This is a genomic window from Priestia sp. TRM10, from assembly GCF_057808375.1.
On sequence record NZ_JBJZOT010000018.1, the window covers coordinates 1 to 26,489 of the forward strand.

Consider the following 26,489-nt stretch of genomic DNA (forward strand, 5'->3'; position numbering starts at 1 on the left):
AGCTACGTGCGGACGGGATAAGTGCTGAAAGCATCTAAGCATGAAGCCCCCCTCAAGATGAGACTTCCCATTCTTCGGAAGTAAGATCCCTGAGAGACGATCAGGTAGATAGGTTAGAGGTGGAAGCGTGGCGACATGTGGAGCTGACTAATACTAATCGATCGAGGACTTAACCTAAGAATTGATCATAATCGGATATGTTTTTCCTTGCCTTGTTATTTAGTTTTGAGTGAGCAATTTCTTTTAAAAAAACACTTGATTTGTTCTAAAGAATCATTTATAATACAAGATGTTGCGTTACTTAATGATACTTGTCTGGTAACCATAGCCAAGAGGTCACACCTGTTCCCATGCCGAACACAGAAGTTAAGCTCTTGAGCGCCGATGGTAGTTGGGACTTTGTTCCTGTGAGAGTAGGACGTTGCCAGGCTAACCATATTCCACAGTAGCTCAGTGGTAGAGCTATCGGCTGTTAACCGATCGGTCGTAGGTTCGAATCCTACCTGTGGAGCCATTTGCTTCCATAGCTCAGTCGGTAGAGCGCTTCCATGGTAAGGAAGAGGTCATCGGTTCAATCCCGGTTGGAAGCTTGCCGAGCACACATTCAGCAGTTATGGCCCGTTGGTCAAGCGGTTAAGACACCGCCCTTTCACGGCGGTAACACGGGTTCGAATCCCGTACGGGTCACTTTTATTACATAGCAACACTTTGAGCGGAGGATTAGCTCAGCTGGGAGAGCATCTGCCTTACAAGCAGAGGGTCGGCGGTTCGAGCCCGTCATCCTCCACCATTTAAAATAATATATTAACCTATGCCGGTGTAGCTCAATTGGTAGAGCAACTGACTTGTAATCAGTAGGTTGGGGGTTCAAGTCCTCTTGCCGGCATCCTTATTTCTTGGAGGGGTAGCGAAGTGGCTAAACGCGGCAGACTGTAAATCTGCTCCCTCTGGGTTCGGCGGTTCGAATCCGTCCCCCTCCACCATTTTTGTTTAAAACAAAAGAAATTGGGTACACTACATATAGAATAATATTGGGCTATAGCCAAGCGGTAAGGCAACGGACTTTGACTCCGTCATGCGTTGGTTCGAATCCAGCTAGCCCAGCCAATGAGCCATTAGCTCAGTTGGTAGAGCATCTGACTTTTAATCAGAGGGTCGAAGGTTCGAGTCCTTCATGGCTCATCTTGATTCATTGGAACTTAAAACCGTGAAGATTTTCATATTTTGTGAAAATCTTCACGGTTTTTTACATATTAAAAACAAAAGCTTTCTATATTAACTAATCATATCTTCTTGATTCTATTTTCCCTCTTATTTAAAGGTGAATTTTATACAGATAAAAGTAGAAATGGAAAAAATTAAATTTTGTCTCTTTTGTAATATAAAAAATGTTAAAATGTATCATTGGAATGAAAAATATTTGCGGAGAAATGAAACCTTTTAGAAAAAGAATCGTACTACAATTATCCCGCAATGGGCGGAGGTACTCAGGAGATGGATTTGTTTATAAAAAGCAAGATAAAGAAAGTAAAAAAAGGGGATCAGAACGCTTTTGCTGAGGTTGTAGAGTATTATAAAGATAAAATCTATCAGCTTTGCTATAGGATGTTAGGAAATGCTCATGAAGCAGAAGATATGGCACAGGAAGCCTTCTTACGCGCATATGTTAATATTGATAGCTATGATATTAAGCGTAAGTTCTCAACATGGCTTTATCGAATTGCTACAAACCTTTGCATTGACCGCATTCGAAAAAAGAAACCTGATTACTTTCTTGATGCTGAGGTTGCTGGGACTGAAGGATTGAACATGTACTCTCAAATTGCTGCAGATGGAGAGCTCCCAGAAGAAAGTGTAGAAAAACTTGAGCTTCATGAATATGTGCAGCAACAAATTGCCCAGTTGCCTGAAAAATATCGAACAGTTATTATTTTAAAGTATGTAGATGAACTTCCTTTAAAAGAGATTAGCGATATTATGGAATTACCAATTGGGACAGTGAAAACAAGGATTCATCGTGGACGAGAGGCTTTAAGAAAGAAGCTCCGTCATATGTAAGGGGTGATTGCTATGGAATGTAAAAATGTTTCACTATTTATGCATGAATATCTTGATGGAGATATAGAGGCAGCTGATGAACAGAAGCTAAGAAAACATCTCCAAGAGTGTGAGGAGTGTAGTGAGCATTTTCGTGAGCTGAAACGAACAATTGCTTTTATTCAAAGTACTTCACATGTTAGTGCTCCAGCAAACTTCACAGAAGGAGTCATGAAACGTTTACCTGTAGAACGTAAACGAGCAAAAGCAAGAAGATGGTTACAAGGCCATCCACTTCTAACCGCAGCAGCTGTTTTTTTTGTTCTAATGCTTGGAGGAGCACTTTCTAGCTGGTCGAATAACAGTGAGTTCTCTGTGTCAAAACAGGACAACGTTGAAGTGAAAGGACATACGGCAATTGTCCCAGAAGGAAAGACTGTCCAAGGAGATCTTGTTGTGAGAAACGGTAATACTCGTATAGAAGGTAAAGTAAATGGAAGTGTGACCGTCATTAACGGCTCTAATTATCTTGCATCAGCAGGGGAAGTAACCGGCGAGATTAGAGAGTTAGATCAAATGTTTGAATGGTTATGGTACAAAATGAAGTCGACAACAGATAATATTGTGCATGCTTTTTAGAAATTAGGGAAGATGATATAAAAAGGCAGTTATTTTACTACTTTGCCTTTTTTATATCATCTTTTTTTCAACTTGTTAACAACGCTCATATTAATACGTTTTATGATATAATAAAAAAGTTATGAAGCTTTTGAAATCACTATGATAAAGCATATTAAAGTATTCACAAAACTAAATAAACGAATAATAATTAGACGGTATAAAAAATAGGGTGATGATTATATAAAGAGGAAGTGAGATCATGCTCTTTGGAGAGCTACCGGTTTTGAATTATGTAGGAAATGTTATCGATGTTCTCCTAGTCTGGTTCGTTATTTATAAAATCATTATGGTAATTCGAGGTACAAAAGCCGTTCAACTTTTGAAAGGGATTACGGTAATTATTGTCGTCCAGTTCTTAAGTAAATTTTTAGGATTGAGAACGCTCGAATGGATTATGGACCAGGCACTTACATGGGGATTTTTAGCAATTATTATCATCTTCCAACCAGAGCTAAGACGTGCTTTAGAACAATTAGGACGCGGAAAGCTCTTTTCTCGAGGATCCGTTCCTGAAGAAGATGAACAAACAAAAGTAATTGAAGCAGTTGTAAAAGCAACAAGTTATATGGCAAAAAGACGTATTGGTGCTCTTATTTCTATTGAACGTGAAACAGGAATGGGAGATTATATTGAAACAGGAATAGATCTAAAAGCGAAGGTATCATCTGAATTATTAATTAACTTATTCATTCCGAATACCCCGCTTCACGATGGTGCGGTTATTTTACAGCGCAATGAAGTAGCAGCAGCAGCTTGTTATCTTCCACTTTCAGAAAGTCCTTTTATTTCTAAAGAACTAGGAACACGACATCGTGCAGCTGTTGGAATAAGTGAAGTGACAGATAGTATTACGGTAATTGTTTCTGAGGAAACAGGTGGTATTTCTGTGACTAAAAACGGTGAGCTTCATCGTGAATTAACTCTAGATTCTCTTGGCGAAATTCTGACAAGCACACTTATTGGCCAAACGAGATCATCCTCTGGAGCTCGCTGGCAGTGGAGGGGGAAAAGAGATGGATAAACTTATGAATAATCATTGGTTTATGAAAATCATCGCTTTACTATTAGCTTTTATGCTGTATCTATCCGTCACATTAGAAGAAACAGGAAGCAGCAGCTCTCCTTTTAACTCTTCAAGTAGCAGTGGAAGTACAAGCAATGAAGAAACCCAAACCATTCAAGATGTTCCTGTTACAGCTTATTTTGATGATGAGAAATATATTGTATCAGGACTGCCTGAAACAGTAGATATTACCTTGAAAGGATCAAAGAGTGAGATTAAACTTCAGCGAGATGTAAAAGTATATGCTAACTTAGAAAACTTAAAACCAGGTAATCATCAAGTTAAACTTCATGATAATATTGATGATGGTTTAAGTGTTGAAATTGATCCGAAAACTGTGCAAGTTACAATAGAGCAAAAAGTGTCAAAAAAGTTTCCACTTGAGGTTAGCTTAGCCTCAGACCAGATTAAATCTGGATATGTTGCAGGCACTCCTTCTGTTTCACCTAAAAGCGTTGTTGTAACAGGTGGAAAGTCACAGATTGAATCTATTTCTTCTGTGAAAGCATTAGTTGAAGAAGATGATGCAGATAGTACAATAAAGCAACAAGCAAAAGTTGTAGCTTTTGATCGTAACTTAAATAAACTTAACGTTGATACAAATCCAGAGTTTGTACAAGTTAATATACCAATCAAAAGGGAAAGCAAAAGTGTCCCATTGAAGTTTGAAGCATCTGGAACTCCCAGTGAGGGAGTGAAGGTAACAAGCATCGAACCACAGACAAAAGAAGCTGTTATTTATGGAGATGAAGATGCTTTAAAGAGTGTGAATGAAATTTCAGAAATCCCTGTTGATGTTAGCGATATTAGAGGTACGGAGACTGTAGAGGTGAACGTCCCTTTACCAGAAGGCATCAAGCGAGTAAGTCCTGAAAATGTAAAAGTCAAAGTCAACACTTCTGAAGATAGTACAAAGGAAGAAGAAGTTAAAGAAGACGAAAAAGAAACAGTAGAAAAAGAAACAACGGAACCAGAAGAGACGACTACAGAAGAGGAAGAGAAAGAACAGGAGAAGGAAGATGAAGAAGAGACGAATTCAACGAGAACTATTAGTGGTGTCAGTCTCTCAATTGGAGGTCAATCGGACTCTTTCCTTTATCAAATGTTAACTCCATCAAATGGGACAATTAGCATAAGTGCAACAGGACCTAAAAATACTGTTCAATCTCTAAGTGCAGGAGATATTAGTGCAAGTGTGAGTGCAAGCGGGTACGAAGCAGGTACATATACATTGCCTATTAGCGTAAGTGGGCCAAGTGGAGTGCAAATCACCCCGAACACGAGCACTGCCAAAGTAGAGATAACAGCTAAAGAACAAGAAGAAGAACCACCACCAGAAGAGGAAGAAGAAGAGCAGCAAGGTGAACAAACAACAAATTACGAACAGCAACAAGAACAAAATCCAGCAAACAGTGAATAAAGGAGAGAATATGAAATGGGTAAATATTTTGGTACAGATGGAGTTCGTGGGGTAGCGAACAGTGAATTAACACCTGAATTAGCCTTTCGGGTAGGACGCTTTGGGGGATATGTCCTAACAAAAGATATGGAGCGACCGAAAGTCCTAATTGGCCGTGATACACGTGTTTCTGGCCATATGTTAGAAGGGGCCCTTGTAGCAGGTCTTCTTTCAATTGGAGCTGAGGTTATGCGTTTAGGCGTTATCTCAACACCAGGAGTAGCATATTTAACAAAAGCAACAGGTGCACAAGCAGGAGTGATGATTTCTGCTTCACATAACCCTGTTCAGGATAATGGAATCAAGTTCTTTGGTTCTGATGGTTTTAAACTTTCAGATGAACAGGAAGAGGAAATTGAAGCTCTTTTAAATAGTACTGAAGACACATTACCACGTCCAACAGGAGCGGATCTTGGTCAAGTAAATGATTACTTTGAAGGTGGTCAAAAATATCTTCAATACTTGAAGCAGAGTGTTGATGAGGACTTCTCTGATATTCATGTTGCACTTGACTGTGCACATGGAGCAACGTCTTCTCTAGCTGCTCATCTTTTCGCAGACCTAGAAGCAGAAATTTCAACAATGGGAGCTTCTCCGAACGGTACAAATATTAATGACGGAGTTGGATCTACACATCCTGAAGTGCTTGCTGAATTCGTAAAAGAAAAAGGTGCTGACGTTGGACTTGCTTTTGATGGAGACGGAGATCGTTTGATTGCTGTTGACGAAAAAGGGCAGATTGTTGATGGAGACCAAATCATGTATATCTGCGCAAAATATTTAAATGAGCAAGGCATGCTGAACGAAGGTACTGTTGTGTCAACAGTAATGAGTAACCTTGGCTTCTATAAAGCACTTGAAGAGCACGGCGTAAAAAGTGTAAAAACTGCGGTAGGAGATCGCTATGTTGTCGAAGAGATGAAGAAGAACGGATACAACTTAGGAGGAGAGCAGTCAGGACATATTATTTTCCTTGACTACATTTCAACAGGGGATGGAATGCTTTCTGCTATCCAACTTGTGAATATTATGAAGGTAACGAAAAAGTCGCTTTCAGAGCTTGCTAGCGAAATGAAGAAATTCCCGCAAATTCTACAAAATGTTCGTGTAACAGATAAGCATAATGTAACATCTAATGAGAAAGTAAAAAATATTATTGAAGAAGTAGAGAAAGAAATGGGAGACAATGGCCGTGTACTTGTAAGACCATCTGGTACAGAACCATTAGTGCGCGTGATGGTAGAAGCTCCTACAGATAAAGAATGTAAAGAATACGTAGATCGCATTGTAAAAGTCGTTGTAGACGAAATGGGTCTAGACGCTTAATCCTTTATGCATAGGAAGTGGAACATTTTCACTTCTTATGCATATTTTTATTAATGTCTGATACTTTATGGTAGATGACAAGCCTGTTATACAGTTGTAAATATCGTCATAAAATGCTTAACAGGAGGGATGGATAAAGGATTTTAAGCTGTAAAAAAACAATTTTGTAAAAGAGTTCACAAAATTTTAATTGACGGTTTTTTTGGACTATTGTAATATAAAGCTGTTCGTCTCTTAAATATGGAAAAAGAGGCAACGCTACATTTAACGTATTTATAAAAGCGCCTGAACTAAGCAAAGAGACGGAACTGTTGCTTAGTTGACGAGGAGGAGGTTTATCGATATTTCGGCGGATGCCTCCCGGCTGAATGTGACCACAGCCGTAATTTTCTTGTCTAAATCAGCGAGGTGACTCGTTGGACAACGACAGAAAAGTGGTTTCTTTTGTATTTAAACTTGTTCGGTTTAACTTAAGGAGGAAAAAGTTTATGTGTGGAATTGTCGGCTATATTGGAACTCAAGATTCAAAAGAAATTTTATTACGTGGATTAGAAAAACTTGAATATCGTGGCTATGATTCAGCAGGTATTGCTGTAATCGGAGACAACGGTGTTCAACTTTTTAAAGAAAAAGGACGTATTGCGAAATTACGTGACGCAGTTGATTATGACGTAGTAGCACCAGCTGGAATTGGTCATACACGTTGGGCAACACACGGAGAGCCAAGTAAATTAAATGCTCATCCTCATAAAAGTACTTCAGGTCGTTTTACATTAGTGCATAACGGCGTTATCGAGAACTATTCACTATTAAAAAATGAATACTTACAAGATGTAACATTTGTAAGTGATACAGATACAGAAGTTATTGTGCAACTTGTTGAAAAATTTGCAAACGAAGGATTGGATGTTGATGCAGCTTTCCGTAAGACAGTAGGTCTTTTACATGGTTCATACGGTTTAGCTCTTATCGATGAAAAAGATCCTGATACTATTTTTGTAGCAAAAAACAAAAGCCCACTTCTTGTTGGTCTTGGTGATGGATTTAATGTTGTAGCAAGTGATGCAATGGCAATGCTACAAGTAACAGATCAATATCTAGAGCTTATGGATAAGGAAGTTGTTATTGTTCGTCGTGATAATGTAACAATTGAAACGTTAGAAGGCGAAATCATGGCACGTGAGCCTTACACAGCTCTAATTGACGCAAGTGACATTGAAAAAGGAACATATCCTCACTATATGCTAAAAGAAGTTGATGAGCAGCCTGGTGTTATTCGTAAAATTATTAGCGAATACCAAGATGCTAACAACGAGCTTAAAATTGATGAAGATATCTTAAAAGCAATGAACGATGCTGATCGTCTTTACATCGTTGCATGCGGAACAAGCTACCATGCAGGTCTTGTTGGTAAGCAGTTCATTGAGCAATGGGCAAAAGTTCCTGTAGAAGTTCACGTGGCAAGTGAATTCTCATACAACATGCCGCTTCTTTCTGAAAAGCCGCTATTTGTCTTTATCTCTCAAAGCGGAGAAACAGCAGATAGCCGTTCAGTACTTGTTCAAGTAAAAGAAATGGGTCATAAAGCTCTTACAATTACAAACGTACAAGGTTCAACACTTTCTCGTGAGGCAGATTACACACTTCTTCTACATGCAGGTCCTGAGATTGCTGTAGCTTCTACAAAAGCATACACAGCACAACTAGCTGTTCTATCTATTCTTTCAGCTGTTACAGCTAAATCAAAAGGAATTGAGCTTGGTTTTGATTTCTTACAAGAACTTGCTATTGCAGCAAACGCAATCGAAACACTTTGCGATGATAAAGAAGAAATGGAAAAAATCGCACGTGAATTCCTATCAACAACTCGTAATGCTTTCTTTATCGGCCGTGCAGTTGACTACTATGTAGGTCTTGAAGGATCACTAAAACTTAAGGAAATTTCTTATATTCAAGCAGAAGGTTTTGCTGGTGGAGAACTTAAACATGGTACAATCGCTCTTATTGAGAACGGTACACCTGTTATTGCTCTAGCAACGCAAGCACATGTAAATTTAAGTATCCGTGGTAACGTGCAAGAAGTAGCAGCTCGTGGTGCTAATCCTTGTATCATTTCTATGGAAGGCTTGCAAACAGAAGAAGACCGTTATGTTCTTCCTGCTGTACATGAAACACTTGCACCTCTTGTAGCAGTTATTCCTCTTCAGCTTATTGCGTACTATGCAGCATTACACCGCGATTGTGATGTTGATAAGCCACGTAACTTAGCAAAATCTGTTACAGTTGAGTAAGACAGTTTTATAAATAAAAACATAAAAGCCGAGGCTGAATTCAGTCTCGGCTTTTTTTTATGGTCGAAGATATTTAAAATTATACTATTATCAACTAAGCTCACTATATCTGCGGTCTCTGACCTCATAATTCAGTTTTTTACGAATTGAGATAAAGGAGATAGAACAAAATAAAAACTACCATAGACAAAACACTTGCCAAAAAAAAAAGTAAGGTGTATATTATTGACGTATCAATAATTGATGCATCAATTAATTCATTTGGAAGAAAGAAGGGATAATTTTTGACAACAAGGTGTTCACAAGAAGGGGAAATTTTATATCAACTACACTACTTGAGCAAAGTGATTGGCTTGAAATTTGAAGAATGTACTGGTGTTAGCCAATCTCGATTAGAATTGCTCACATTGCTTTATCAAGTGGATGAAATCAGTCAAAGTGACCTTCAAAAAAAGGTGAATATTGATGGGGCTGCTATTACAAGACACGTCAAACAGCTTGAGATCAAAGGGATGGTATCAAGAAGAAGGAAACCTGAGGATAACCGAATAACGCTTGTTAAGTTATCTAACCAAGGACGAGAACGAATCGAGTCTTACAAAAAAGAGAAAGAGCGTTTCATGGAGGAAATGCTTGTTAATATTAGCACAGAAGAACGTAATGTGCTTCTTCATTTACTATCACAAATGAAAAAAAATATAGAAAATATTAAAGCATAGAGGAGTTTTACAGATGGCAACTACAGTAAAAACAAATGATTTTATGAAAATCATGAAAGAACGTAGATCTATACGTAACTATGATCCCACAGTTAAAATCAGCAAAGAAGAAATGACTGAAATATTAGAAGAAGCAACTACAGCACCATCCTCAGTCAATGCGCAGCCATGGCGTTTTCTTGTTATTGAAAGTGAAGAAGGAAAAGAAAAGCTTGCGAAGTTAGCCAAATTTAATCAATCACAAGTTACTACTTCTTCTGCAGTTATCGCAGTATTTGCAGACATGCAAAATGACGACTATATCGAAGAGATTTACTCAAAAGCCGTTGAGCTTGGATATATGCCACAAGAAGTTAAAGAAAGACAAGTACAAGCTTTAACTGCGCATTTTGCGAAGCTGCCAGCACAAGACAACCGTGAAACGATTCTAATTGATGCAGGACTTGTTTCAATGCAGTTAATGCTAACAGCTCGTGCTCATGGGTATGATACAAATCCAATTGGAGGATATGAAAAAGAAAATATGGCCGAAGTTTTTGGAATAGAAAAAGAGCGTTATGTACCTGTTATGCTTTTATCAATTGGAAAGTCAGTTGATGAAGGATATGCTTCATATCGTTTTCCTATTGATAAAATTACACAGTGGAAATAATACAATTTTACATTAGAAAATAGTAATGAGAAAAAGCAAGTCACTCATCGTTCAGACAAAATCGGGTGATATTACTGTTGATTATAAGAGGTCTCCCTCTTCATTAGCACTTAAAACTACGAGTCTTTCTTCAGATATAACAATTGCATTGAATGGATTTCGGGAAAAAAAGCACACTCAAACAGTAAGAACAGGGATCATTGGTGAAGTTGCTCATAAGGCCGATATCAAGAGTAAAGAAGGTACTATTCATATCCATCATTAAAAAACCTTGCTTCTTATAAAGCAAGGTTTTTCTATATTAAAATTCCTCATATACAGCAGGATCTTGATCGTTAATTCTTCCATCTGGACGAGAAAGGGAAGCAATTTCTTTCATATCTTTCTCATCAAGAGAAAAGTCAAAGATAGAAATATTCTCAAGCTGGCGTTCGGGGGAGGCTGACTTCGGAATAGGAATTGCTCCTAGCTGATAGTGCCAGCGCAAAATGACTTGAGAGATCGTTTTGTTGTGTTTTTCGGCAATGTGAGCAAGTTGATCGTTATGAAGTACATCGCTAGCACGAGATAAAGGACTCCATGATTCTGTTTTTATATTCTGTTCTACATGCCATTTATGTTGGTATTCCTGATTAAAAGCAGGATGAAGTTCAATTTGATTTATACTTGGCTTCACACCTGTTTCACGTTCAAGTCGTTCAATATGTTCAGGTAAGAAATTGCAAACACCGATTGAGCGGATAAGGCCCCATTTTTTAGCTTCAATTAGTGCTTGCCATGCTTCTACATAGTGATCTTGTTTTGGGTTTGGCCAGTGAATAAGATATAAATCATAGTAATCCAAGTTAGCTCTGTATAGAGACTCTTGAATTGTTGTAACAGCTTTATCATATTCATGATAACGACCAGGAAGTTTGGATGTAATTCTTAACTGTTCTCTTGGAATGGAGCTACGGCGAATTGCTTCCCCAACAGTTCCTTCATTCTCATAGTTATAAGCAGTATCAATTAGGCGGTATCCAATGTCAATAGCACTCTTAATCGCATTAGATCCCACATTTCCATTAAGAGCGTATGTACCAAAACCGATAGCGGGGATTGTTGTACCATCATTAAGCGTAACTTCTGGAATTGATCTACTCATTATGAATCACTCCTTTTACATTTACTTTACCACTTTTTGGACAATTGAAACAATTTTAAAGGCTTATTATGGTAATGTTATGAACTTAATAGGAATTTGTCATCTTCATAATAGATAAAAATTGGTAAGATAAGTGTGGAATTAATTTTAGTGAGGTGGAGTGGAGATGAAGAAACTAATTAGTTATGTCACTGTTTTCTTGCTTGTTTGTAGTACTGTGACCGTTTTTCTTGGACAACCTTCTCAAAGGGTGTATGCGGCGAAAAATTCAAATGTAAAAGAGCTTAATGTAGAGGAGTTTTTTAATGATAAAAATGGTACATTTGTACTCCGAGATATGAAGACTGGAAAAACACTCTTTTATAACAAGGAGAGAGCTCAAACAAGATTTGCCCCGCAATCTACATTCAAAATTCCAAATTCACTTATCGGCCTGCAAGTTGGAGCTGTAAGGGATGAATATGATATTAAATATTGGGATGGAGAAAAGCGTGAGATTGAAGAGTGGAATCGAGACCATACGCTTGGATCTGCTTTGCGTTATTCAGTTGTTTGGTACTATCAAGAGATGGCTCGTGATATTGGAAACGACCGAATGAAAGAGTGGATAGAGAAAATATCTTATGGGAATAAGGATATTAGCGGTGGAATTGATCAGTTTTGGTTAAGTAGCTCTCTTAAAATCTCACCACTAGAGCAAGTGAATTTTATAGAAAAACTATACAAAGAAGAGCTTCCATTTGATTTAGACGTAATGAGAACTGTAAAACGAATGATGGTTCAAAAAGAAGGAAGAACTTACACCATCCATGCGAAAACGGGTCAAGGAAACGAACAAGGGTGGTATGTTGGATACGTTGAAAGAGAAGGACATGATTATGCATTTGCCGTTAACCTTGATGGTACATCTGCAGAAGCTAAGCAGATTACAGAAGAAGTATTGAAGAAATATAATATAATCAAAAAATAAGAAAAAGGGTAAGAAGCTAGATGCTTCTTACCCTTTTATATGAATTAAAGCCCTGTTGAAATATATTTCACTTCAAGATAGTCTTCAATGCCGTAATGACTTCCTTCACGTCCAAGTCCACTTTCTTTAAAGCCTCCAAATGGAGCTTGTGCAGTAGATGGTGAACCATCATTTACACCAACAATTCCATATTCAAGTTCTTCAGATATATATGTTGCTTCTTTTAAATCTTGAGTAAACACATAGCCTGCTAATCCATATGGACTGTTATTTGCACGTTCAACAGCTTCTTCTGCTGTTTTAAACGTTACGATTGGTGCAAGTGGCCCAAATGTTTCTTCAAACATACATTTCATATCTTCTGTTACGTTTGTGATCACAGTTGGTTCCATAAAGGAGCCGCCTTTGTCTGTAATAGCATTTCCACCTACAAGCACCTTAGCTCCTTTTTCAGTTGCGTCTTTAATTTGAGCAACTACTTTATCAACAGCTTTTTGATTAATAAGTGGCCCAACATTTGTATCTTCTTCAAGGCCGTTTCCAACTTTAATTTCTTTCACTTTTGCAACAAATTTCTTTGTGAATTCTTCGGCAATATTTTCGTGAACAAAAATACGGTTTGGACAAATACAAATTTGCCCGGCATTAGAGAATTTAGCAGCAGCTAATCCTTGTACAGCGGCATCAATATCAGCATTCTCCGTTACGATAAATGGAGCATGTCCACCAAGTTCAAGAGAAAGTTTTTTCACTGTATCAGCAGCACCACGCATTAAATGCTTACCAACAGCTGTTGAACCTGTAAATGTTAACTTACGAATACGGCTATCTTTTTGCCACGTATCACCGATTGCAGCTGCATCACCTGTTACAACGTTAATAACGCCGTTTGGAACACCAGCTTCTTCTGCAAGCTCTGCAAGACGGAACGCTGTGAATGGTGTTTCTTCAGACGGTTTTACAACAATTGTGCATCCTGCTGCAAGAGCTGGAGCAATTTTGCGTGTGATCATAGCAGCTGGGAAGTTCCAAGGAGTAATTGCTGCAACAACACCAACAGGTTGTCTTTTTACCGTAATACGTTTGTTAGGGTGACTTGCTGGAATTGTTTCACCGTAAAGACGCTGACCTTCAGCAGCAAACCAAGCGATATAATCATTTCCATAGGCAATTTCACCTTTTGCTTGAGCTAGTGGTTTCCCTTGTTCTGTTGTCATAATTTTAGCAAGGTTGTCCGTATCTTTCTCAATTAATTCATGCCATTTCATTAAAATTGCACTACGTTCTTTTGCTGTTTTCTTAGACCATGTTTTAAAAGCTTTATGAGCGGCATCAGCAGCAGCTTTTGCCTCTTGTGCTCCTGCATTTGGAATATTTCCAATAACTTCATTTGTGGCAGGGTTAATAACATCTAATGTTTTTTCTACTGTTGACCATTTTCCATCAATATATAATTTATTTGGATACATTGTACATCCTCCTAAGTGTGAATAAGTCTTGTTGTTATTTACATTATCTACACTAGCACCATTTTTGCTTTGGGGGAACTTCCCTTATATACTAAGGGTATAACCAAATGTTATAGGTGATAAAAATGAGAACAGAATGGCTTCAATCTTTTATAGAAACAGCTAAAAAAAGAAGCTTAAGCAAAGCAAGCGAGGCTCTGCATATGACACAGCCTGCACTTAGTAAGCAAATGAAAAAACTAGAAAATGATTTAGGTGCAACCTTATTTATTCGCTCAGCTTCAGGAGTTGAGCTCACGAAAGCAGGAGAAATATTGTTTCGAGAAAGTGAGGACATCTTGTCTAAAGTACATGCTGTTGAAAGAAGCATTAGAGCTTCTGAAGAGCAAGGGAACATTACTATTGGAACATGGCAAAGCATGGCGGCCTTTTATCTACCATACAAGCTAGCACTAGCCAACGATGAAAAGTCTCACATTGATATTAAGATTGGGCATCACTATAAAGATTTGCTAACGCAGCTAGACAATAATGAAATTGATGCTGCTCTTTTTGATGACCGAGCAATTCAACATTCGCATTGGAGTAAAGGATTACTAAAGGAGCCCTTTTATCTTTTTGTAAATGAACAACATCCGCTTGCTGGGAAAAAGAGCGTGTCTTTTTCAGAGTTTCAGCAAGAGAAGATTGTTGTTCTCCCTTCAGGATGTGATGTAAGAACGCTTGTGGAGAAAGAATATGAGCATCATGGTATCAATCTTAGAGTTAGCAGTGAAATCGAGTTTGCTCAGAGCATTATCGGTTTTATTTCTGCAAACTTAGGCATTTCTATCCTCCCGGAAATTTTCACGAAAGATATTGGACGTTCAAATATTAAGGCTCTTCCAATTGAGGATTTTCATCTTCAAAGAGAAACGTCTTTGATAACAAAAAACCCAGACATAGGGAAAAAACTTTATAAGTTATTCTTTAGTCCAGACATTTGACCCTGTTATTCCTCCTAGAAATAAGGAAGATTTCTTTAGTGTGAAATGCTATCAAAACAGTAATATTCATGTATAATGATAGGGCTATGATTTTCTATTAGATGGAAGAGGAGAAATGGAAATAATGTTGGACGAAGATATCATAAAAGAGCCTGTGTCATTTGAAGAGCAGCATCAAGTTGTTCGTAGAAACACAGGATTCTACGACTTGAAATGGGCCAAGAAGTTTGACCCAGCAAGCGGTTTTTCATGGAACTGGGCGGCTTTTTTTCTAAATACATTATGGTTTGCATATCGAAAAATGTACAAACAATTCTACATCTTTTGTGGCCTTGAACTTATTTGGTTTTCTTTATCGTTTTTAGTTGAAATCCCACTGTGGTCAGATGTTGTGTTTTATCTGATTTGCTCACTTGTTATTGGCATGTGTGCTAATGGTTGGTATTACAAACAAGTGATGAACATTTTATCAAAAGCAGAAGATCTTCCTGAAATAAGAAGAGAAGCTTATTTTCAAACAAAAGGTGGTACACATATTGGCGTTGCACTTGGACTAACAGCTCTTGCTCTGGCTGCGTTTCTAGGGGCAGGTACTTGTCTGTCTTATATACCAACAAAGGCTAATGTAAAATCAATTGTCAGCTCTAGTGACGAAGGGATAACGCTTGAAGCTTACAATGATGATGCAAAATGGACATATGTAGAAAAAAGAGGGCGTCATTATGTTGTTGAATTCTCAGGCTATGATTATGCTGAAAAAGAAAATGTCCTTATTACATTCAACATTTACTTAGATAAACAGCTCTATGAATGGAAGGATATTTATATTGATGGGAAGAAATTAAATCAAGATGATGCATATGATTATGAAACATGGATTGAAGAAGATTCATCTTGGTAAACATTAAATATAAAAAAAGTCAGTGCTTGTTGCGCTGGCTTTTTTTATATTTAATTTTCTAATAATTCAAACTATAATCTAGATATTTGGGGATGAAAGCGCTATAATTATATTATGAAACGACGTATCACAATGCGGAACAAAATAAGTTTTTTGATGTTATTCCTTGAAATCGCTTTATAAAATTTATTTTGCAATTCACTTCTATATTCAAGAAACCATTAGAAACAAGGAGAGGAGAAAAATGATAGAGCCTTAATAGATGTTTGGCTAGTAGAAAAGAGTGATGTCCCGACATTTGTTGCGAGCAATCATAATCCTATGTTGTTGTAACAAGGAAATTAAAGATTCGTTCATCTGAAGTTGTAGAAACTGTCATTTATCTAAAAGAAATCTTATACGAACATGCCCCCTAGAAAAGCATCATGTCTAAAATCTTAATTTCCTAATGTTTACCCCTATTAAAAAGAAGAGTGAGGTAAATGATGATGAAAATTATGAAGACGATTGAAAAGATTCCTGGTGGTCTTATGCTTGTGCCGCTTTTTCTTGGAGCTGTTATCCACACATTTGCCCCGAAATCTGGTGAATATTTTGGATCCTTTACAAATGGATTAATGACAGGTACTGTTCCAATCTTAGCTGTTTGGTTCTTCTGCATGGGAGCCGGAATCAATATAAAGGCTACAGGAATAGTTCTTAGAAAATCTGGTACACTCGTTGTTACAAAAATTGCTGTTGCTTGGGTTGTAGCAGTGATTGCTGCTTTACTTATTCCAGATGGAGGAGTTCAATCAGGCTTCTTTGCAGGGCTTTCTGTGCTTGCTTTAGTTTCAATGATGGATATGACAAACGGGGGACTTTATGCATCAATTATGCAACAATACGGGACGAAAGAAGAGGCAGGTGCATTTGTGCTAATGTCGCTTGAGTCTGGTCCTCTTGTTACAATGCTGATCCTTGGTACAACAGGACTGGCTGCATTTGAACCACAGACGTTTGTTGGAGCTGTTTTACCTTTCTTAATTGGTTTTGTGCTTGGAAATATAGATAATGATTTCCGAACCTTTTTTAGTAAAGCAACACATACAATGATTCCATTCTTCGGTTTTGCTCTAGGAAATACAATAGATCTTGGCGTAATTGTAGAAACAGGACTTCTTGGGGTTGTGATGGGACTGCTTGTTATTGTTGTGACAGGGGTTCCACTCATGCTAGCAGATAAGTTTATCGGAGGAGGAAACGGTACAGCAGGAATTGCGGCATCAAGTACGGCAGGAGCAGCTGTTGCAAATCCGATGATTATCGCAAGTATTAAGCCAGAATTTATGCCCGTAGCTCAATCTGCTACAGCTCTTGTTGCTGCTTCTGTTATTGTTACATCCATTCTGGTTCCTATTCTCACCGCATATTGGGCGAAATATATGAATAAGAAAAAGGGAGCATTTGTTGGAGAGCAAACAAACAATACAAGCGCACTATAAGCAATTTAGCTAAAGGGAGGGTTTAAGGAGGATGAGTAGAATCTTAACAGTAGGAGAGCCAATGGCTTTATTTGTTGCAGAGCAAGAAGGACCACTAGAAGATGTTGAGTATTTCAGTCGCCACGTAGCAGGTGCTGAAGTAAACTTCTCAATTGGGATGGCTCGTTTAGATCATAGTGTGACATATATTACGAAGCTAGGGAAAGATCCATTTGGAACATATATCGAGAAGTTTCTTAAACATAATGGAATTAATACATCACTTATTCAATATGAACAACAATATTCAACAGGCATGCAGTGGAAACAGAAAGTAAAAAGTGGCGATCCTGATGTTTTCTCAGCTCGAAAAAATTCTGCTGCTTCTCATATGGATACTGATACTCTTAAAAATTTAGATTTAGCAAGTTTTGACCACCTTCATTTAACAGGGATTCCTCCTGCTTTATCTTTAGGATGCCGAGAGATGGTTTTGGAGCTTATTAAATCAGCTAAAGCAAAAGGAGTTCAAATTTCGTATGACACAAATTTGCGTTATGGTCTTTGGGACAGTAAGGATGAAATGATTAAAATCATTAACGAGCTTGCTTTTCAGGCTGATATCATCTTTCCGGGAATTGAGGAAGGAAGATTTTTAACAGGAAAAGAAAATGAACAAGATATTGCTAACTTCTATCATCAGGAAGGAGTACAAACCGTTATTATTAAGCTTGGACCGAAGGGAGCTTTTACAAGTTTTCAAGGTAAATCTTTTTATACAGATGGTTTTCCTGTTAAAGAAGTTGTGGATACAGTAGGAGCAGGAGATGCTTTTGCTGTAGGAGTTGTAAGTGCTTTGTTAGAAGGGCAACCTTTAGATGAAGCTGTAAAGCGAGGAACCGTAACAGGAGCGCTTGCTGTTATGTCACCGGGAGATAATGAAGGGCTTCCCCATAGGCAAGAGCTTGATAAAATTATGAAAAATTCGCTAGCTCAGTCATAGATTCCTAGATAAAAAGGCATTCTCGCCTTTTGAGAATGCCTTTTTATTTATAAGTGCCTTGATAACCTAAACTTTTTGAGATTTCCTTTGTATATTGTTTCACTTTATAAATAAGGTTGGTTTGGATAGCTTCCTTCGTCACTCTATTGCTTGGACCTGAGATGCTGAAGCTTGCAACAACATGTCCTGTATGATCATAAATAGGAGCTGCAATACACCTTATAACAGCTTCATTTTCAGCATTATCTAACGCATAACCTTGCTTGTTCACTTGTTTAATTTCAGCTAGCAAAGCTTCTTTTGAAGTGATAGTTGTAGGCGTTTTGGGGATGAATTCAGTATGAGCAAGAATCTCATTTACCCGCTCTTCATTCATGTCAGATAGAAGTACTTTTCCAACACCTGTGCAGTAAACAGGCGCTCTACTACCAATACGGGAATACATTTGTACAGCTTGGTTGCTTTCAATTTTATCAATATAAAGAACTTCTCCATTATCTTCAATACATAAATGAATAGTCTCATTTACTTCTTGACCTAGTTTTCTTAGATAAGGTCTTGCAACGCTCACAATGCTTGAATCATTGAGTAAATTTCGGGAAAGAAAGACCACTTGAAGCCCAAGCTTATATTTGTCTGTTTCTTCATCTTTCACAACGTAGTTCAAGTTAGATAAGGTTGCTAGAAGGCGATGAAGCGTACTTTTAGTTAATCCAACTTGCTCAGCTAGGCGCGTGATTTGAATTCCTTCTGGATACTCTGAAAGTTTATTTAAAATAGTCAGAGCTCGTTCAACGGATTGAACATTTGGCATTGTATTCTACCTCTTTTATAGTTGGTATAGTACTTGCTAGTTATAGTCTTATGATGTTTCAAATTATTCTTTCCTTTATGATAAAGTATGGAAATAACTTTGTAAATTTTATTATAGGAGGTGAGGAGACTCAGAAGTGTTGAATATGTTAACTTGTAATAATTTGGGGTAAAGAAAAATATCAAAATCTAGGAGGAATAAGAGATGCCAAATAGCTTAAAAGACACAACAACGCTACATAACGGTGTGAAAATGCCGTGGATGGGACTTGGAGTTTTTAAAGTAGAAGAAGGAGAAGAAGTTGTAGAATCTGTAAAAGCAGCACTACGGAATGGATATATTAGCATTGATACAGCAGCTATCTATGGAAACGAAGAAGGAGTTGGAAAAGCCATTAAGGAATCTGGAATTCCTCGTGAAGATCTTTTTATAACAACAAAGCTCTGGAACAGTGAGCAAGGGTATGAGAAGACATTAAAAGCTTTTGAGACAAGTATGGAAAAACTCGGTCTTGATTATCTTGATCTTTATTTGATTCACTGGCCTGGAAAAGATAAATATAAAGACACATGGAAAGCTTTTGAGAAACTTTATAAAGATGGAAAAATTCGCGCTATTGGTGTAAGTAACTTTCAAGTTCACCATTTAGAAGATTTAATGAGTGAGGCAGAAGTGAAACCAATGGTTAACCAAGTTGAATTCCATCCACATTTGACTCAAAAAGAGCTTCTAGCTTTTTGTAAAGAGCAAGGAATTGCCCTTGAAGCATGGTCACCTTTAAAACAGGGACAGCTTCTTGATGAGCCTTTATTAAAAGAAATTGCAGAGAAATACAACAAGTCTGTTGCACAAGTTATTTTGCGCTGGGATCTTCAACATGGAGTGATTACTATTCCTAAATCCACAAAAGAGCACCGAATTATTGAAAACGCTGATGTCTTCGATTTTGAGCTTTCCCAAGAGGAAGTCGAGAAGATTGATAGCTTAAACCAAGATAGCCGTGCTGGATCACATCCAGACACATTAACAAAGGGGTTTGAATAAGGGAAAAAAACAGACTAGACAAAAGCGTCTAGTCTGTTTTTTGCAAGTTTTTTCTCAAAATAATCCACATTAAAATCCAGTCTCAATGTTAAATACACCTATTCCGGCTTATTTGCCTAACTATAATTAAACCCTCCTTTTTCTAAAGGGAGGGTTATTATAGTTTTCAAAACTTTCATCTTCTGTTCTAATAAAAGAGTGCACAATAAACAAACTGGAGATGGGAACATGAAGGCATATAAAACACTTTTATTTGATGTAGATGAAACATTATTAGACTTTAAAGCAGCTGAGAAACAGGCATTATCTCTTCTGTTCAACGAACATGGCTTTCCTTTAACAGAAGCCGTAAAAGTTCGCTATAAGGAGATTAATGACCGTCTTTGGCAAGCGTATGAAAACGGAGAATTAGCGCGTGATGAAGTTGTTAATACAAGGTTCTCACTTTTGTTAAAGGAGTACGGAAAAGAAGCAGATGGAGCACATCTACAAGAGAGTTACAAAAGTTATTTAGAACAGGGACATGACCTGATTGATGGAGCCTTTTCTTTAATTGAAAAACTCTCCAAATACTACGACTTATACGTTGTTACGAATGGTATTTCTTCAACTCAATACAAACGCCTCAAGGACTCGAAGCTTTATCCATTTTTTAAAGGTATTTTTGTTTCTGAAGATACAGGATTTCAGAAGCCAATGAAAGAATACTTTAACTATGTATTTAAAAGAATACAAGGACATAATTTAGCACAGACGTTAATTATTGGTGATTCACTGAGTGCAGATATTAAGGGCGGGCTTGCTGCCGGGATTGATACATGTTGGTTTAATCAGGAAGGAAAAAGCAATAAAGGAATTGTTCCAACATACGAAATCGCAAAACTTGATGAGTTATATGATCTACTTTTAACGAGTACTTCTGTGCGGTAAGGAGTGAGGAATTGGATATCAAGAAAGATGATTTAGAAGATGTTAGGGTCAAAGAGCTTATTTCAGAACATCTGAATAATATGACAGAGCATTCTCCACCAGAAAGTATCCATGCTTTAGATGTCGCGAAGTTAAAAACAAACGATATTACATTCTGGAGCATTTGGGAAAATGGAGAGTTGCTTGGGTGTGGAGCATTAAAAGAGCTTGATGAAAATCACGGAGAGATTAAATCAATGAGAACAGGATCTGTTCATCGAAGAAAAGGTGCAGGAAAGAGAATGCTTCAACATATTCTAGAGGAAGCAAGCAAAAGAGGCTATAGTAGAGTCAGTTTGGAAACAGGAGCAATGGAGGCATTTATCCCAGCAAGAAAGCTTTATGAAAACTTTGGATTTCGTTACTGTGCCCCTTTTGCACAGTATACAGAAGATCCCTATAGTATGTTTATGACGAAAGAAATAATGAACAAGGCTAGAGTTGGGCAGTATGAGGAAAAACTAAGAGTAGCTATGGTTGAAGGGGATGTAGAAAGTCTTGAGTCTCTTCTTGCTGACGAATTAGTATTTGTAAATCATTTTGGACAATTTTTAACAAAACAAGATGACCTTGCTGCTTACCGTTCTGAAATCCTAAAATTCTCAAAGATTGAGATTGGAGAGCAAGTGATAAAGCTTTTAGGAGATGTTGCTGTTACCTCTACCAAAGCATTCCTTCAAGGAACAGTCGGAGAGCAAGAAATAAATCACGAGATGAGTTATTCAAGAGTATGGAAAGAACAAAATGGAACACTTCAAGTTGTTGCAGGTCATTGTAGTGCTGTCATAAGTTAAGCTGTCTTTTTGTAAAAAGACAGCTTTTTTTCTATCTTCTTTTAAAAATTCAACTTATTTACAGTTGTTTGGATAAAAAGGATATTTATTGAAACAACTTTACCTTTCATTCGTAAGTAATAGTAAGAAGAAAAATAAGTCGATATTTAAAATTAATAATAGAAAAGGAGTAGCTTTTAATGATCGAAAAGTCCTCAAAAAATGGAGTTATTATTACAACAATCCTTTCTGCCGTTTTGTATTGTCTCCTCATCGTCTTTACTTCACTCTCACCTTTATCTGATACTGGAGAGCATGCTAATGAATTTGGAACAGCAGGAATGTGGTCAGCTATTGGCATGATTCTTGCTTTCTATCTTGTGCCCCTTTTGTTATATATTATAAATGTTAAAGGAATGACCATTGTTATGGCTATTCTCTGTAGCATGGGAATCCTTACTCATATTGTCTTTATTGCATCTGTACTCTTGATGAGTTTAGGGACTTCTCCTTTTCCATATTTAATTGAAATTATTGCAACATGTATCTTATCTTTTATGGTTAACTTTATGTGGTTTTTCATTGCTTTTCGTACTCCAAAAGAAGCAGCGGAAGTGTCTTTTGATTCACAAATAGAACGTTAACTTAGAAGGGAAAGATTTGTTGATGTTTGTAAAATTAATTATGTGCCTTTTACTGCTTGCTTTAAGTTACCCAGCTTTTTCAGATGCTCTTTCAAAACAATTTGATGATAAGTTTTTCAATACTCTATTATGGGAAGGTGGCACATTAACTCTTGTAACTTTACCATCCGTTGCTCTCCTCTGGTGTTGTAAAAAAATCGTTAAACCAAGAAGCTACCAAATGGTGTTTAGGTCGGTGGCCTTTCTATTTGGTCTGCTCCTTGTATCAGGAGCAGGGGGAGTATGGTTTATTGGGTAAAATAAAAAGGCAGCTTGATAGCTGCCTTTTTATGAGGAAATTACATAAATATATTTAGCAGGAGCACACACCCTAATCCAACGAGTGAAATGATCGTAACCATAACAGACCATGTTTTAATCGTTTGTCCAATGGATAAATTAAAGTACTCTTTATAAATCCAAAATCCTGCATCATTTACATGTGAAAATGTAATACTACCAGCCCCAGCAGCTAATGCCATAAGCTCAGGGCTAACTCCTGAAACATTTACAAGCGGGGCCGCAATTCCTGCTGCAGTTAGGCCTGCTACTGTCGCAGAACCAAGAGAAACACGAAGAATGGCTGCAATTAACCATGTGAGCAGGAGGGGAGAAAGATTCGTTCCTTCCATAAGATGAGCAATGTATTGATCAACTTTACTATCAATTAAAATTTGTTTAAATGCTCCGCCTCCACCGATAATAAGCAGAATCATCGCAATGGATGTGATAGATTCTGTTACCGTTTTCATGACAGAGTCCATTGTTTTCCCTTTATGAAGTCCAAAGGTAAATATTCCAAGAAGAACGGCAATTAATAAAGCAATTGCTGGGTCGCCGATAAAACCGACATAGTGTAATAAAGGAGATTTTGGGAAAAAGATCTCAACAAATGCATGGATAAACATTAAAATAACAGGAATTAGAGAAGTGAAAACGCTAACTCCAAATCCAGGCATTTCTTTATCAGTAAGCTTTTTTGGATTGAAAAGCTCTTTTGGAATATTACAGTGTAGATTTTCCTTTTTGAACATTTTTGTATATAAAACGCCACCGATTAACACAGCAGGAATAGCTGTCAGGATGCCAACGAGCAACATTTTGCCAATGTTTGCATGGAAAATGACTGCAATAGCTGTCGGTCCTGGGTGCGGAGGAACGAATCCGTGCACCGTAATGAGAGCGGCTACAACGGGCATTCCGATATATAAAACAGGTAATCCAGCGCTAATAGCAACTGTAAAAACAAGTGGAATGAGTACGATGAATCCGGTTTCATAAAACAAAGCAATCCCAACAACAAAAGCAGTAATAACGGTCGCAAGCTGAACTCTATTTTCTCCAAACTTAGCGATTAACGTATCTGCAATACGCTGAGCTCCACCAGAATCAGCCATTAACTTCCCAAGCATTGTTCCAAAGCCAAGAACAAGAGCTAAATCCCCAAGCGTTGCCCCTAATCCATTTTTTACAGATTCTAGTGCTTCAAGAGGAGCCATTCCCTCCATAATTCCAACTAGAATGGAAACAATGATAAGAGAGATAAACGCATTTAATCTGAAAACTGTGATAAGAAGTAGAAGTAAGGCTACTCCAATACAGATGATAACAATAGGCATGTTGTACCTCCTAAGTTGTAAGATATAGCATCTATTAAACTAGCAGCCTAATAGATGCCTTTTATCATTATGAAAGCATTTCGACAACTTCTCTTAATGTAGAAACTTCTCCAACATTTCCAGGGAAGATAATATAAGCCATGTGCGGGAATTTACTTTCTTCACCTGTTAACCAAACGGGGATACCTGGTTTAATTTGACCTGCAACAGTAGCACACTGTACAGAAAGACCATTAACTCCAATGTCACTAGATGTTATTCCACCTTTAGCAATGATAAATCGAGGCTTCACTTTTAAGAGTTTGACAATGCTTGTAACAGCTTCTGAAATCTTAACAGAAAGCTCAAGCTCCTCTTCTTTTTTGTTTTCTCCAAGATCAAGTCGTTCTCTTCGTGTATAAACAGCTACTGTCTTTCCATCAGCAATGAGCTGTTCACATTGATGTAAAACACGGTCTCGTTCTTTTTCAAATTCTTCAGCATGTAAGACAAGATGTGTATCAAATTGGATGAAGTTGATGAACTCACATTGTTTTAACTGCTCAAGTTGCTGAGTTGTTTTTTGTACATGAGAACCGATTAAAATAAGGCCACCATGTTCAGATGATTCAACAAGTTCACTTTTCGTTAGTAAACCACGGTCAGCTACTCCACCAATAATTTTTGTAATGGCAGCAGCAGTGCGGAACATATAATTTTTGCCGTTTTTCATAGCTCTAATAAGGGCAATTGTTACGACCATTACATCAACATACTCTACAGCATTTACAATAACTTTATTGAAGTCTTTTACTTTGAGGAGCTGTTCTGTAAGATAGTCAATGTCCCATGCTCGAATATGTTCTAATGTTAAATATGTTGCGTTTTCTGCTGTAAACCTGCCCTCCGTTTTTTCTTCAATCCACTCTCCTAGATGAGAGCTTTTATAACCGAATGTGCGGTCTTTAGCAAATTCAGTTTCACCAGCAGGTACAAGAGTTTCTCCATCTTGAACATAGTGAATATTATCGATAGTGTAGCGGCCGCCTTCTTTAAAGAAAGGGAAAATAACTTCACCATCAAACGTCAGGTTTGTTTTGTTTTCCACTGTTTCTTTTAATACTTCAGTTTCAAGTGGATAATGACCTCGAAGGGTTGAATCACCACGGCTTATAATGATGAACTCCTTATTTAACTCCTTCGCAACTATTGCGATATGTTCAGCAATCTTTTGGTGTTCTTCTTCTGTTTTAGAAGCGGAAAAAGCTCGTGAATTTGTAAGGATAAAAAACATGCTGTTTTTTTCTAAAAACCCTTTTTTAATGCTTTCTACTGACCAATCTGTGTAAACAGAAATATTGTTTACTGTTTGAACACCTGTTGGATCATCATCAAGGACAATGATTTTCTTGTTTAATGTTGAAAGCTCGCCTTGAAGCTGTTTTTGCACTTTGGATGTTTCAAGAGATGGGATATTGTTTAAAGTAGATTTTACTTCTCTTAATTGTTTAGAGTTTTGTACTTTCAACGTTCTTCCCTCCAACTTCTACATTTGCTAGCTTTTCATAATATTGAACAATGCCTCCATGATCATCCCTTGATTTTCCATCTACTGTTAAGGCGTGGAAAATCTCAAGAAGCTGACTTGTAAGCGGGAGGGGGACACCAATACTATGAGCAGTATCCATTACATTTGTAATGTCTTTCATGTTAATATCAATTCGTCCACCTGGTACGAAATTTCGTTCTAAAATGAGCGGAACTTTAGCGTCCAGAACAGCGCTTCCTGCAAGCCCTCCACGGATGGCTTCATACATTTTTTTTACGTCAATTCCTGCTTTTGTAGCTAGCACAAGTGCTTCAGACATAGCAGCAATGTTCAAGTTTACGATAACCTGATTTGCAAGCTTTGCTGTAGCACCGCTTCCATTGTCTCCAACCAGGATCGTATTTTCACCTAGCGTATCAAAAATAGGTTTAACGCTTTCAAAATGCTCTGGCTTTCCACCGACCATAATAGAAAGTGTTCCATCAATTGCTTTTGGTTCTCCACCACTAACAGGGGCATCAAGCATAGCCATCTCTTTTTGCTCAAGAGCTGTCGCAATTTTAAGACTGTCTACGGGAGATAGAGAGCTCATATCAATTATAATTGTTCCTGCTTTTGCGTAATGAATAAGTCCAGCTTCCCCAAGCACGACTTCTTTAACATGTTTGGCACTTGGAAGCATTGTAATAATGACATCACTTTGCTTTGCTACTTCCTCAAGAGATGTAGCGTCTACTCCGCCTAAGCTAACAACCTCTTGTACTGCTTCTTTATTTATATCGTAGGCAATAACTGTTTGCCCTGCTTTTAATAAGTTAAGTGCCATCGGTTTTCCCATAATCCCTAAACCGATAAATCCAATTTGCTTTTTCATTTTAACAACCTCCGAACTTAG

Annotated in this window: 24 protein-coding genes, 8 tRNA genes, 2 rRNA genes and 2 pseudogenes; 30 read left to right on the top strand and 6 right to left on the bottom strand. The window is 37.6% G+C overall.

All coding sequences use genetic code 11. The features are described from left to right. The 19 genes from ACK3CR_RS25460 to ACK3CR_RS25550 form a co-directional block, all read left to right on the top strand. Positions 1-177: ribosomal RNA gene (locus ACK3CR_RS25460) — 23S ribosomal RNA — on the top strand; the annotation flags it as partial. Positions 178-314: 137 nt separating this feature from the next. Then, positions 315-430, top strand: a 5S ribosomal RNA gene (rrf, locus tag ACK3CR_RS25465). 9 nt (positions 431-439) lie between these two features. Beyond that, a tRNA-Asn gene (locus ACK3CR_RS25470) sits at positions 440-514 on the top strand. A gap of 3 nt (positions 515-517) precedes the next feature. Further along, a tRNA-Thr gene (locus tag ACK3CR_RS25475) sits at positions 518-590 on the top strand. Between the two features lie 25 nt (positions 591-615). Continuing rightward, positions 616-687 (top strand) — tRNA-Glu (locus tag ACK3CR_RS25480). A gap of 27 nt (positions 688-714) precedes the next feature. Then, positions 715-790: transfer RNA gene (locus tag ACK3CR_RS25485), tRNA-Val, on the top strand. 23 nt (positions 791-813) lie between these two features. Next, positions 814-886: transfer RNA gene (locus ACK3CR_RS25490), tRNA-Thr, on the top strand. A gap of 12 nt (positions 887-898) precedes the next feature. Continuing rightward, positions 899-983 (top strand) — tRNA-Tyr (locus ACK3CR_RS25495). Between the two features lie 49 nt (positions 984-1,032). Beyond that, positions 1,033-1,107: transfer RNA gene (locus ACK3CR_RS25500), tRNA-Gln, on the top strand. A 2-nt stretch (positions 1,108-1,109) separates the two neighbouring features. Continuing rightward, positions 1,110-1,182 (top strand) — tRNA-Lys (locus ACK3CR_RS25505). 312 nt (positions 1,183-1,494) lie between these two features. Beyond that, positions 1,495-2,058 carry an RNA polymerase sigma factor SigW gene (sigW, locus tag ACK3CR_RS25510; protein ID WP_019395607.1) on the top strand — a complete coding sequence of 188 codons (564 nt, stop codon included), beginning with the start codon at positions 1,495-1,497 and terminating at the stop codon, positions 2,056-2,058. Between the two features lie 12 nt (positions 2,059-2,070). Beyond that, positions 2,071-2,676, top strand: a complete 606-nt coding sequence (locus ACK3CR_RS25515) for an anti-sigma factor family protein (protein WP_113765255.1) — start codon at positions 2,071-2,073, stop codon at positions 2,674-2,676. A 241-nt stretch (positions 2,677-2,917) separates the two neighbouring features. Next, on the top strand, positions 2,918-3,739 hold the full coding sequence (cdaA, locus tag ACK3CR_RS25520; RefSeq protein WP_488976296.1) for a diadenylate cyclase CdaA: 822 nt from the start codon (positions 2,918-2,920) through the stop codon (positions 3,737-3,739). Continuing rightward, on the top strand, positions 3,732-5,201 hold the full coding sequence (locus ACK3CR_RS25525; RefSeq protein WP_410914517.1) for a CdaR family protein: 1,470 nt from the start codon (positions 3,732-3,734) through the stop codon (positions 5,199-5,201). The genes cdaA and ACK3CR_RS25525 overlap by 8 nt, the downstream gene beginning before the upstream one ends. Before the next feature lie 15 nt (positions 5,202-5,216). Continuing rightward, complete coding sequence (gene glmM / locus ACK3CR_RS25530) at positions 5,217-6,566, top strand: phosphoglucosamine mutase (RefSeq protein WP_243515835.1); 1,350 nt, start codon at positions 5,217-5,219, stop codon at positions 6,564-6,566. A gap of 488 nt (positions 6,567-7,054) precedes the next feature. Continuing rightward, positions 7,055-8,857 carry a glutamine--fructose-6-phosphate transaminase (isomerizing) gene (glmS, locus tag ACK3CR_RS25535; protein ID WP_019395602.1) on the top strand — a complete coding sequence of 601 codons (1,803 nt, stop codon included), beginning with the start codon at positions 7,055-7,057 and terminating at the stop codon, positions 8,855-8,857. A gap of 284 nt (positions 8,858-9,141) precedes the next feature. Further along, the gene (locus ACK3CR_RS25540; RefSeq protein WP_488976297.1) at positions 9,142-9,576 is read left to right on the top strand and encodes a MarR family winged helix-turn-helix transcriptional regulator; all 435 of its coding nucleotides are present in this window, start codon (positions 9,142-9,144) and stop codon (positions 9,574-9,576) included. A 13-nt stretch (positions 9,577-9,589) separates the two neighbouring features. Further along, positions 9,590-10,228, top strand: a complete 639-nt coding sequence (locus tag ACK3CR_RS25545; RefSeq protein ID WP_243515833.1) for a nitroreductase family protein — start codon at positions 9,590-9,592, stop codon at positions 10,226-10,228. Between the two features lie 25 nt (positions 10,229-10,253). Next, complete coding sequence (locus tag ACK3CR_RS25550) at positions 10,254-10,493, top strand: DUF4097 family beta strand repeat-containing protein (RefSeq protein WP_410914516.1); 240 nt, start codon at positions 10,254-10,256, stop codon at positions 10,491-10,493. Positions 10,494-10,529: 36 nt separating this feature from the next. On the opposite strand, the gene ACK3CR_RS25555 is transcribed toward ACK3CR_RS25550, so the two are convergent. Next, on the bottom strand, positions 10,530-11,372 hold the full coding sequence (locus tag ACK3CR_RS25555) for an aldo/keto reductase (RefSeq protein WP_243515825.1): 843 nt from the start codon (positions 11,370-11,372) through the stop codon (positions 10,530-10,532). 166 nt (positions 11,373-11,538) lie between these two features. On the opposite strand from ACK3CR_RS25555, the gene blaOXA reads away from it, so the two are divergent. Next, on the top strand, positions 11,539-12,342 hold the full coding sequence (blaOXA, locus tag ACK3CR_RS25560; RefSeq protein WP_243515823.1) for a class D beta-lactamase: 804 nt from the start codon (positions 11,539-11,541) through the stop codon (positions 12,340-12,342). Positions 12,343-12,386: 44 nt separating this feature from the next. On the opposite strand, the gene ACK3CR_RS25565 is transcribed toward blaOXA, so the two are convergent. Continuing rightward, a complete protein-coding gene (locus tag ACK3CR_RS25565; RefSeq protein WP_243515821.1) occupies positions 12,387-13,811 on the bottom strand; it encodes an NAD-dependent succinate-semialdehyde dehydrogenase in 1,425 nt (474 codons plus the stop codon). A gap of 125 nt (positions 13,812-13,936) precedes the next feature. Between ACK3CR_RS25565 and ACK3CR_RS25570 the strand changes: the two genes are divergently transcribed. The 4 genes from ACK3CR_RS25570 to ACK3CR_RS25585 all read left to right on the top strand — a co-directional run bounded on the left by ACK3CR_RS25570 (position 13,937) and on the right by ACK3CR_RS25585 (position 18,164). Continuing rightward, on the top strand, positions 13,937-14,797 hold the full coding sequence (locus ACK3CR_RS25570; RefSeq protein ID WP_488976298.1) for a LysR family transcriptional regulator: 861 nt from the start codon (positions 13,937-13,939) through the stop codon (positions 14,795-14,797). Positions 14,798-14,912: 115 nt separating this feature from the next. Further along, the gene (locus ACK3CR_RS25575) at positions 14,913-15,698 is read left to right on the top strand and encodes a DUF2628 domain-containing protein (RefSeq protein ID WP_243515817.1); all 786 of its coding nucleotides are present in this window, start codon (positions 14,913-14,915) and stop codon (positions 15,696-15,698) included. Between the two features lie 488 nt (positions 15,699-16,186). Then, on the top strand, positions 16,187-17,182 hold the full coding sequence (gene kdgT / locus ACK3CR_RS25580) for a 2-keto-3-deoxygluconate transporter (RefSeq protein ID WP_243521008.1): 996 nt from the start codon (positions 16,187-16,189) through the stop codon (positions 17,180-17,182). Between the two features lie 31 nt (positions 17,183-17,213). Next, positions 17,214-18,164, top strand: coding sequence for a sugar kinase (locus tag ACK3CR_RS25585; protein WP_243515815.1), 951 nt, complete (start codon positions 17,214-17,216; stop codon positions 18,162-18,164). A 43-nt stretch (positions 18,165-18,207) separates the two neighbouring features. Here ACK3CR_RS25585 and ACK3CR_RS25590 read toward each other — a convergent pair whose 3' ends face one another. Beyond that, positions 18,208-18,978 carry an IclR family transcriptional regulator gene (locus tag ACK3CR_RS25590; protein ID WP_243515813.1) on the bottom strand — a complete coding sequence of 257 codons (771 nt, stop codon included), beginning with the start codon at positions 18,976-18,978 and terminating at the stop codon, positions 18,208-18,210. Positions 18,979-19,182: 204 nt separating this feature from the next. Between ACK3CR_RS25590 and ACK3CR_RS25595 the strand changes: the two genes are divergently transcribed. The 6 genes and pseudogenes from ACK3CR_RS25595 (at position 19,183) to ACK3CR_RS25620 (ending at position 22,706) form a co-directional block, all read left to right on the top strand. Further along, positions 19,183-20,022 (top strand): aldo/keto reductase, encoded by an 840-nt coding sequence (locus ACK3CR_RS25595; protein ID WP_243515811.1) that lies wholly within the window; start codon positions 19,183-19,185, stop codon positions 20,020-20,022. Between the two features lie 228 nt (positions 20,023-20,250). Beyond that, complete coding sequence (locus ACK3CR_RS25600; protein ID WP_328122992.1) at positions 20,251-20,952, top strand: YjjG family noncanonical pyrimidine nucleotidase; 702 nt, start codon at positions 20,251-20,253, stop codon at positions 20,950-20,952. A gap of 11 nt (positions 20,953-20,963) precedes the next feature. Further along, a pseudogene (locus ACK3CR_RS25605) lies at positions 20,964-21,416 on the top strand (GNAT family N-acetyltransferase); the annotation flags it as partial. Positions 21,417-21,455: 39 nt separating this feature from the next. Next, positions 21,456-21,785: pseudogene (locus tag ACK3CR_RS25610) on the top strand (nuclear transport factor 2 family protein); the annotation flags it as partial. Between the two features lie 179 nt (positions 21,786-21,964). Then, complete coding sequence (locus ACK3CR_RS25615) at positions 21,965-22,408, top strand: DUF5391 domain-containing protein (protein WP_243515807.1); 444 nt, start codon at positions 21,965-21,967, stop codon at positions 22,406-22,408. Between the two features lie 19 nt (positions 22,409-22,427). Continuing rightward, a complete protein-coding gene (locus ACK3CR_RS25620) occupies positions 22,428-22,706 on the top strand; it encodes a hypothetical protein (RefSeq protein WP_488976299.1) in 279 nt (92 codons plus the stop codon). A 40-nt stretch (positions 22,707-22,746) separates the two neighbouring features. Here the strand turns inward: ACK3CR_RS25620 and ACK3CR_RS25625 are convergent, their stop codons facing one another. From ACK3CR_RS25625 to garR, 3 genes are all read right to left on the bottom strand, one after another. Further along, a complete protein-coding gene (locus ACK3CR_RS25625) occupies positions 22,747-24,066 on the bottom strand; it encodes a gluconate:H+ symporter (protein WP_243515803.1) in 1,320 nt (439 codons plus the stop codon). A 67-nt stretch (positions 24,067-24,133) separates the two neighbouring features. Beyond that, positions 24,134-25,573 carry a four-carbon acid sugar kinase family protein gene (locus ACK3CR_RS25630; RefSeq protein WP_488976301.1) on the bottom strand — a complete coding sequence of 480 codons (1,440 nt, stop codon included), beginning with the start codon at positions 25,571-25,573 and terminating at the stop codon, positions 24,134-24,136. Beyond that, complete coding sequence (gene garR, locus ACK3CR_RS25635) at positions 25,554-26,468, bottom strand: 2-hydroxy-3-oxopropionate reductase (protein WP_243515792.1); 915 nt, start codon at positions 26,466-26,468, stop codon at positions 25,554-25,556. Before garR ends, ACK3CR_RS25630 begins: the two co-directional genes overlap by 20 nt. Positions 26,469-26,489: the final 21 nt, after the last annotated feature.